Source organism: Kitasatospora sp. NPDC056327, assembly GCF_042261735.1.
Taxonomy (GTDB): Bacteria; Actinomycetota; Actinomycetes; order Streptomycetales; family Streptomycetaceae; genus Kitasatospora.
Genome location: NZ_JBHJRC010000081.1, coordinates 22,551 through 29,324, shown reverse-complemented (window position 1 = coordinate 29,324; position 6,774 = coordinate 22,551). Strand labels below are relative to the sequence as shown.

Here is a 6,774-nt window from a genome sequence, read left to right as displayed (position 1 = left end):
GCGCACCCGCCGGTAGCGGTTTCAGAGGCGCACGAACCGTTCGGCGTGGCAATTAGCGGCTCGACGCCCCTGTTGATCTATGTTTGGAGGGCAGGAGCACGTCGAGCAAGGAGCAGCGGCATGGTCAACAGCGCGAACCCCAGGATCGTCGTCGGTGTGGACGGCTCGCCCGCCTCGGAACAGGCGCTGCGCTGGGCGGTCGACTACGCCAGGCTGGTCGGCGGCAGCGTCCACGCCGTCGCCGCCTGGGAGTACCCGGCGTTCTACGGATGGGCCGGTGCCAGCGTGCCCGCCCCCGAGTTCAACCCCGAGGAACTGGCCGGCAAGACCCTCGCCGACACCGTCGCCCGGGTCGTCGGCGCCGGGTCCGACGTGCGGATCACCGAGTCGGTGATCCCCGGCAACGCCGCCGCGGCCCTGCTGGAGGCGGCCGACGGCGCGGCCCTCGCCGTGGTCGGCAGCCGCGGCCTCGGCGGATTCTCCGGCGCGCTGCTCGGCTCGGTCAGCCGCCACCTCACCGAGCACGCGCCCTGCCCGGTCGTCGTCGTCCGCCACGGCGTGGCCGGGGGCACGGGCGGCGACGCGTAGGACACCGCCCGGCACCGGGCCGGTTTGGCGGGCCGCCGCGCGGAGGGAGGATGGAGGCATGCCGGAAGGCGACTCCGTCCACCGCGTGGCGGCCCGTCTGCACGAGACCCTCGCCGGGCAGGTGCTGACCGCCGCCGAACTGCGCGTGCCCGCCCACGCCACCGCGGACCTCTCCGGACGCCGGGTCCTGGAGGTGGTCCCGCGCGGCAAGCACCTGCTCACCCGGCTGGACGGCGGCCTCACCCTCCACACCCACCTGCGGATGGACGGCCGCTGGGCGGTCTTCCGCCCCGGCGAACGCTGGACCGGCGCGCCGCACTGGCAGATCCGGGCCGTCCTCGGCACCGGGCGGGGCACCGCCGTCGGCTACCGGCTGCCCGTCGTCGAACTGCTGCGCACCGCCGACGAGCAGCAGGCCGTCGGCCACCTCGGACCGGACCTGCTGGGGCCCGACTGGGACCCGGCCGAGGCCGTCCACCGCCTGCTCGCCCACCCCGCACGGCCGCTCGCCGAGGCGCTGCTCGACCAGCGCAACCTGGCCGGCATCGGCAACATCTACGCCAACGAGCTCTGCTTCCTGGCCGGGGTCACCCCCTGGACCCCGGTCGGCGAACTGAGCGGCCCCGACCGTCTGGTCGTCCGCGCCCACCGGCTCCTCGACGCCAACCGGCTGCGCCCGGGGCACATCACCACGGGTGACACCCGGCGCGGCCACCAGCAGTGGGTCTACGGCAGGGCCGGGCGGCCCTGCGCGCGCTGCGGAACCCTGGTACTGACGGCGGTCCACGGCACCCCGCCGCGGGAGCGGCCGGCGTACTGGTGCCCGTTCTGCCAGCGCGGACCGGCCCCGGAGGCCCGGCCCGGTCCCTTCCCCGGCGCGTCCGGGCGGCGGAGCCGCTGAGATCCCGGCGGCCGGCCCACCGGGCCGGGCCGGGCCTCAGCCGCGCTCGACCAGCGCCGGGTGACGCGGGTCGTCGTAGCGGACGGTGACGTCGGCCGCCTCGGCGGGCACGGTCTCCGACTCGTAGCGGGCGAACGCGGGCAGCGTCCACTCCTCCCCGGTCGCGGTGCGCCGGGCCAGTGCCGCCGGCGACAGCGCCAGGTGGACGGTCAGCTCCAGCGGAAGCCACCGGCCGAGCAGCAGCGCGCCGTCCAGCAGCAGCACCCCACCCGGCGCCAGTGCCGTGTACGGCGCCCGGGTCGCGCGGTCGGTCACCGGGTCCCACAGCGACGGCAGCACCCGGCCGGTGCCGCCCGGCTCCAGCGGGTCCAGCACCTCGCGGGCCAGTGCGCGGTCGTCGAGCCAGAGGTCGTGGAAGGCGTCCGCGTCCCGCTTGCCGTACTCCAGCCGGACCGAGGCCGGCCGCAGGAAGCCGGCCGCCGCGACCCGCAGCGCCGGACGGCCGCGCAGCCGCAGCGGCTCGACCAGGGCGTCCGCCAGCTCCCCGGGCCGGGCGGCCGCGGCGCCGTCCACGGCCACCCGGACCCACCGGTCGCCGGCGCGGGCCCCGGGCAGCGCGGTGATCCGGTCGGCGAGCAGCTCGACGAGACGGTCCGGCGAGATCGGGCGAATCGGCACGGCATCATCCTGCCCGTGGGGTGGGGGAGGCGGACCGCCGGGTCGGCAGCCGCTCGTCGTCGAAGGGGGCGGCCGTTCAGGGGACGGGCAGGTCGCCCAGGCAGTAGAGGGTGGAGTCGTGCCCGGCGAACAGCCGGGCGCCGTCGCTGAACACCGACCAGACGTCGACACCGGGGCCGGAGTCCATGAAGGCGGTGAACTCCTTGCCGGTCGCCGACTCGACGAAGCGCACGCCCGCGTCGGCCGGGCCGGGCACGATCAGGCTGGTGCTGGTCAGCACCGGGCGGCAGCGCCGGTCGAGCCGGAACGGCAGCTGCCGCTGCCACAGCTGCTCGCCGCCGTCCGCCTCGTGTGCGGTGACCAGCCCGTTGTCGCGCAGCACGTAGACCCGGAAGTCGTCGCTGACCGGGGGCAGCGCGCGCCACCCCTCGTCGCCGCCGGGGCGCACGGACCAGCGCGGCGTGCCGTCCTCGGCCCGCAGGGCCTGGACGCCGCCCGAGGAGTGCGGGAGGTAGACGTGCCGCTGGTCGACGGCCGCCCAGGCGGGGGCCGTGGCCTCGGTCGTCCAGAGCCGCCGGCCGGTGGCGCCGTCCAGCAGCGAGACACCGGCCGTGGACTCGACGTCCCAGGTGAGGAGGCGGCCGAGCACGGTGTCGAGCACGGTCACCCGCTGCTCGCCGCGCTCGGCGGTGGGGCGGGACCAGGGCACGGTGTGGAGGACGGCGTCCATGGCGAACAGGGTCCCGCCGGGCCCGCCCGCCGTGCGGTCCGCCCGGCCGTACACCAGCCGGTTGTCGCAGCCGTACAGGGTGATCCGCTCGCCGAGTTCGGGGGCCAGCGGCTGGCTCCAGTCGGCGGCCGGGCCGATCAGGGTGCGGGCGTCGACGTGTCCCGGCGAGGTGCCGAAGAGACGGTCCGAGCCGACGTGGAGCGGGGTGTCGTCCGGCTGCCCCTTGGTGAGCGGTCGCTCGACGGTCACGGTGACCTCGCCCGTCCCGGGGTCGAGCAGGCGCAGGCCGCCGCGCGAGGGGTAGGCGGGCCTGAACAGCCGGTTGCCGGCCAGGCGGGCCGGCGTCATCGGCTCGGGCCCGCGGTAGACCCACGCCGGCTCCGGCCCGGACACCCGGGTGGGCAGCGGCCGCGGCTTCGGCGGCGACGGCTCCGGGCCGCCCAGCGCCCGCGACACCCCCCAGACGGCGGCGCCCGCCGCCAGCGCCCCGGCGCCGAGCAGCAGCCGGCGCCGGGTCGGCCGCGGACCGTCGTCGTCCCCGCCCCCGCTCACCACGTCACCCGGCGCGGCGGCACCGGGCCCGTCCTCCCCGTCCCACTGCCAGGACGCCTCGCCCGCCGGACGATCGGCCGGTGTGGACCCCATACGTCGGTACTCGTCTCCCCCGGGGCAGCCGTTGCGCTGCGCTGTCCAGGGAGAATACCCAAGCCGCCGGGAGCGCCCGCCGATCGGCGGGGGTCCGCCGGCCGGGGCCCGGAGGGCCGCGCTGGTGGGGTCCGGTCCTGGTGGGACGGGGCGGACGCCGGGGGTCAGCCGTTGTCGGCGAGGTCGGCCAGGACGTCGGCGTGACAGGGCAGCGGGGCGCACCAGCAGCCGAGGCGCCGGCCTCGGAGGGCGGGGACCAGGGCCAGCAGTTCGGGGTGCTCCAGGAGGTGGGCGCGGTACTTGACCAGCATCTCCGCACGCGGGAGCCCGGGGCCCGGCCGGTAGGGGCAGTGCAGCGGGGACTCGGCGAGGTGCCAGCCGCCCCGGTGCATCGCCCGGCCGACGTAGACCACGTCGGCGTAGCCGGGGTCGTCGCGGTGGCCCTTCAGGTTGACCACCCGGGTCGGACCGGTGGCGGCGCCGGTGACGGGGCCGGGAGCGCGGGGCGTCATGGGCACGATGGTGACGCAGCCGCGGCCGGTGGGCACCCCGGGGCGGGTGGGGTTCGCCTTGACAGCCCCTGGGGCCCGGCGTAGCAAGAGAGGATGCGCCAGGGTGTGCCGGCGGACCCGCCCGGTCCGCGACCGAGCGGCGGCGGTGCCCGGGTGGTGCGACCCGGCCCGCACCGCCCCGGGGAGGACGCTGCCCCGGAGCCGGAGGACGGGGCGCGGGCCCGGGAGGACCTGCTGAGCTCGGCCGTGCGCACGGTGCTGAGCGGCACGGACGCGCACGGCGCGACCCTCCACCTGCGTTCCCGCGACGGCCGCTCGCTGGTGCTGTGCGCGGTCGCGGGGGTACCGGTGTCGATCCTCGGCCCGTTCCGCCGGATCGCCGCCGCCGGGCCGCTGCCGGTCGCGGTCAGCTACCGCACCGGCCGCACGGTGCTGCTCGCGGACACCGAGGACATGATGCGCCGGTTCCCGCAGATGGCCGTCGGCCTGCCGTACGAGTTCGCCTCCGCCTGCGTCCCGGTCCGCTCGGGCGGCGAGACCTACGGGGTGCTCGGCGTGCTCTGGCCGGTCTCCGACGACGGCGTGCCCGAGGGCGGGCGCCGGCACGTGCGGGCGGTGGCCGGGCGGCTGGCCACCGGGCTGGCCGCGCTGGCGGCGGCCGGCCACCCGGTGGAGCCGAACGGCGACACCACGGTGGTGGAGCTGACGCCGCCGTCCGCGCCGACCACGCGGGTCGGGCTGTTCGACTGGAACGTGTCGGCCGGCCGGGTGGCCGCCGACGACCAGTTCTGCGAGATCTTCGGCCTCGCGCCCGGTGACTTCGACGGCCGGGCCGAGACCCTGGCCGCCCGGATCGCGCCCGGCGACCTCGCCGAGTTCCGGGCCGCCGTGCGCGGCGCCCTGGAGCGGGGCCGGGTGCTCGCCGCCCGGCTGCGGGTGCTGGACCGCGACGGCCACCCCTATCCCGTGGAACTCTGGGCCCGGACGCCGTGGGACGGCGGACCGGACTCCCGCGGCCGGCTGGTCGGCGCCGTGCTCGACACCCGGACCGGCACCGCCGCGGCCGCCGCGGTGGAACGCCTGCGCGAGGGCGTCTTCTCGCTCGACCCGGACGGCCGGATCACCTACGCCAACCACAGCGTCGAGCTGCTGCTCCAGACCCGGCGCGAGGACCTGGTCGGCCACCACCCCTGGCAGGTGCTGTCCTGGCTCTCCGACCCGGTGTACGAGAACCGCTACCGGGCCGCGCTGCTCTCCCAGCAGCCCACCGCCTTCCTCGCCCAGCGGCCGCCCGGCCACTGGCTGGCGTTCTCCCTCTATCCCGACGCGCACGGCGTCACCGGCCGGGTGGTCGCCGCCGAGCCGCCGCCCGGCCTCCCGGCACCGCCCGCCGAACCCGGCCCGCCGGGCGAGTGGACCGGCCTCGGAGCGATGTACCACCTGCTCCAGCTGGCCAGTGCGCTGAGCGAGGCGGTCACCGTGCGCGAGGTGTGCCGGGCGGTGGCCGACGAGATCCTCCCGGCGATCGGCGGCCAGGAGCTCGCCATCTACGCGGTGCGGGAGAAGCGGCTGAACCTGGTGTCCCAGAGCGGATACCCCGACGGTTTCCTCGACCGCTTCGAGGGCATCCCGGTCGGCGCCCGGGTGCCCGGTGCCGAGACGCTCAGCACCGGGACCCCGATCTTCTTCGAGTCCGTCGAGCAGCTCGCGGCGGCCTACCCCGGCCTGGCCCTGGACGACATGGGGGCCTGGGCGTTCCTGCCGCTGATCGCCTCCGGCCACCCGGTCGGCAGCTTCATCCTCGGCTTCGATCGGCCGCGGGTGTTCACCGGGGAGGAGCGCGGCCTGCTCACCGCGCTGGCCGGCTTCATCGCCCAGGCCCTGGAGCGCGCCCGGCTCTACGACGCCGAGTTCACCCTGGCCCGCGGCCTCCAGCAGGCGCTGCTCCCGCACCGGCTGCCGACCGTGGACGGGATCCGGATCGCCGCCCGCTACCTGCCCGGCACCCAGGGCATGGAGATCGGCGGCGACTGGTACGACGCCGTCGTCACCGGCCGGGACCTCTGCCTGGTCATCGGCGACGTCGAGGGCCACAGCGTCGGCGCGGCCGCCACCATGGGCCAGCTGCGCAGCGCCGTCCGGGCCTTCGCCACCGGCGGCGAGCCGCCGGACGAGGTGCTCGCCCGCACCAACCAGCTGCTGCTCGACCTCGATCCCGGGCTGCTCGCCAGCTGCTGCCTGGTCCGGCTCACCCCCGGGGAGGACACCGCCCTGGTCGCCCGGGCCGGCCACCTCCCACCGGTGCTGCGGTACCCGGACGGCCGGGCCGAGGCGCTGTACGTGGCGGGCGGGCCGCTGCTCGGGGTGACGCCCGGGGCCGCGTTCCCGGTCACCGTGCTGCGGCTGGAGCCGGGGTCGGTGCTCGCGCTGTACACGGACGGCCTGGTCGAGGACCCGGCGGTGGCGATCGACGAGGGCGTGGACCGGCTGGTCGCGGCGCTGGCGGGGCCGGAGGCCGGGCGGCTGGTCGAGGCTGAGGGGCCGGACGGACTGGCCGAGCGGGTGCTGCACGAGGTCGGCTCGACGCACCGGGTGGACGACGTCGCGCTGATGGTCACCGTGTACCGGTGACCCGGGCCGCCGGGCGGGCCGCAGGAGGAGCGGCCGCGCACGCCGGAGAGGAGGGGACACCGGAGGAGCCGCCGCGCGTGCCGCGTTGG

General features: G+C 77.1%; 6 protein-coding genes. 3 read left to right on the top strand and 3 right to left on the bottom strand.

Features of this window, described 5'->3' with window-relative positions:
- Positions 1 to 120: 120 nt before the first annotated feature.
- Both ACFCX4_RS14665 and ACFCX4_RS14660 read left to right on the top strand, forming a co-directional pair.
- Positions 121 to 588 (top strand): universal stress protein, encoded by a 468-nt coding sequence (locus ACFCX4_RS14665; RefSeq protein WP_376142208.1) that lies wholly within the window; start codon positions 121 to 123, stop codon positions 586 to 588.
- Between the two features lie 58 nt (positions 589 to 646).
- A complete protein-coding gene (locus ACFCX4_RS14660; RefSeq protein ID WP_376142205.1) occupies positions 647 to 1,489 on the top strand; it encodes a DNA-formamidopyrimidine glycosylase family protein in 843 nt (280 codons plus the stop codon).
- A 36-nt stretch (positions 1,490 to 1,525) separates the two neighbouring features.
- Here ACFCX4_RS14660 and ACFCX4_RS14655 read toward each other — a convergent pair whose 3' ends face one another.
- From ACFCX4_RS14655 to ACFCX4_RS14645, 3 genes are all read right to left on the bottom strand, one after another.
- A complete protein-coding gene (locus tag ACFCX4_RS14655) occupies positions 1,526 to 2,167 on the bottom strand; it encodes a uridine kinase (protein ID WP_376142203.1) in 642 nt (213 codons plus the stop codon).
- 76 nt (positions 2,168 to 2,243) lie between these two features.
- Positions 2,244 to 3,542, bottom strand: coding sequence for a PQQ-binding-like beta-propeller repeat protein (locus tag ACFCX4_RS14650; RefSeq protein ID WP_376142200.1), 1,299 nt, complete (start codon positions 3,540 to 3,542; stop codon positions 2,244 to 2,246).
- A gap of 164 nt (positions 3,543 to 3,706) precedes the next feature.
- Positions 3,707 to 4,054 carry a DUF4326 domain-containing protein gene (locus tag ACFCX4_RS14645; RefSeq protein WP_376142198.1) on the bottom strand — a complete coding sequence of 116 codons (348 nt, stop codon included), beginning with the start codon at positions 4,052 to 4,054 and terminating at the stop codon, positions 3,707 to 3,709.
- 93 nt (positions 4,055 to 4,147) lie between these two features.
- On the opposite strand from ACFCX4_RS14645, the gene ACFCX4_RS14640 reads away from it, so the two are divergent.
- A complete protein-coding gene (locus ACFCX4_RS14640; protein ID WP_376142196.1) occupies positions 4,148 to 6,685 on the top strand; it encodes a SpoIIE family protein phosphatase in 2,538 nt (845 codons plus the stop codon).
- Positions 6,686 to 6,774: the final 89 nt, after the last annotated feature.

What these genes read in the sequence shown, in the direction of transcription:
- ACFCX4_RS14665 (WP_376142208.1), top strand. Translation starts at nt 121, where the DNA reads ATGGTCAACAGCGCGAACCCCAGGATCGTCGTCGGTGTGGACGGCTCG.
- ACFCX4_RS14660 (WP_376142205.1), top strand. Translation starts at nt 647, where the DNA reads ATGCCGGAAGGCGACTCCGTCCACCGCGTGGCGGCCCGTCTGCACGAG.
- ACFCX4_RS14650 (WP_376142200.1), bottom strand. Translation starts at nt 3,542, where the DNA reads ATGGGGTCCACACCGGCCGATCGTCCGGCGGGCGAGGCGTCCTGGCAG.
- ACFCX4_RS14645 (WP_376142198.1), bottom strand. Translation starts at nt 4,054, where the DNA reads ATGACGCCCCGCGCTCCCGGCCCCGTCACCGGCGCCGCCACCGGTCCG.
- ACFCX4_RS14640 (WP_376142196.1), top strand. Translation starts at nt 4,148, where the DNA reads ATGCGCCAGGGTGTGCCGGCGGACCCGCCCGGTCCGCGACCGAGCGGC.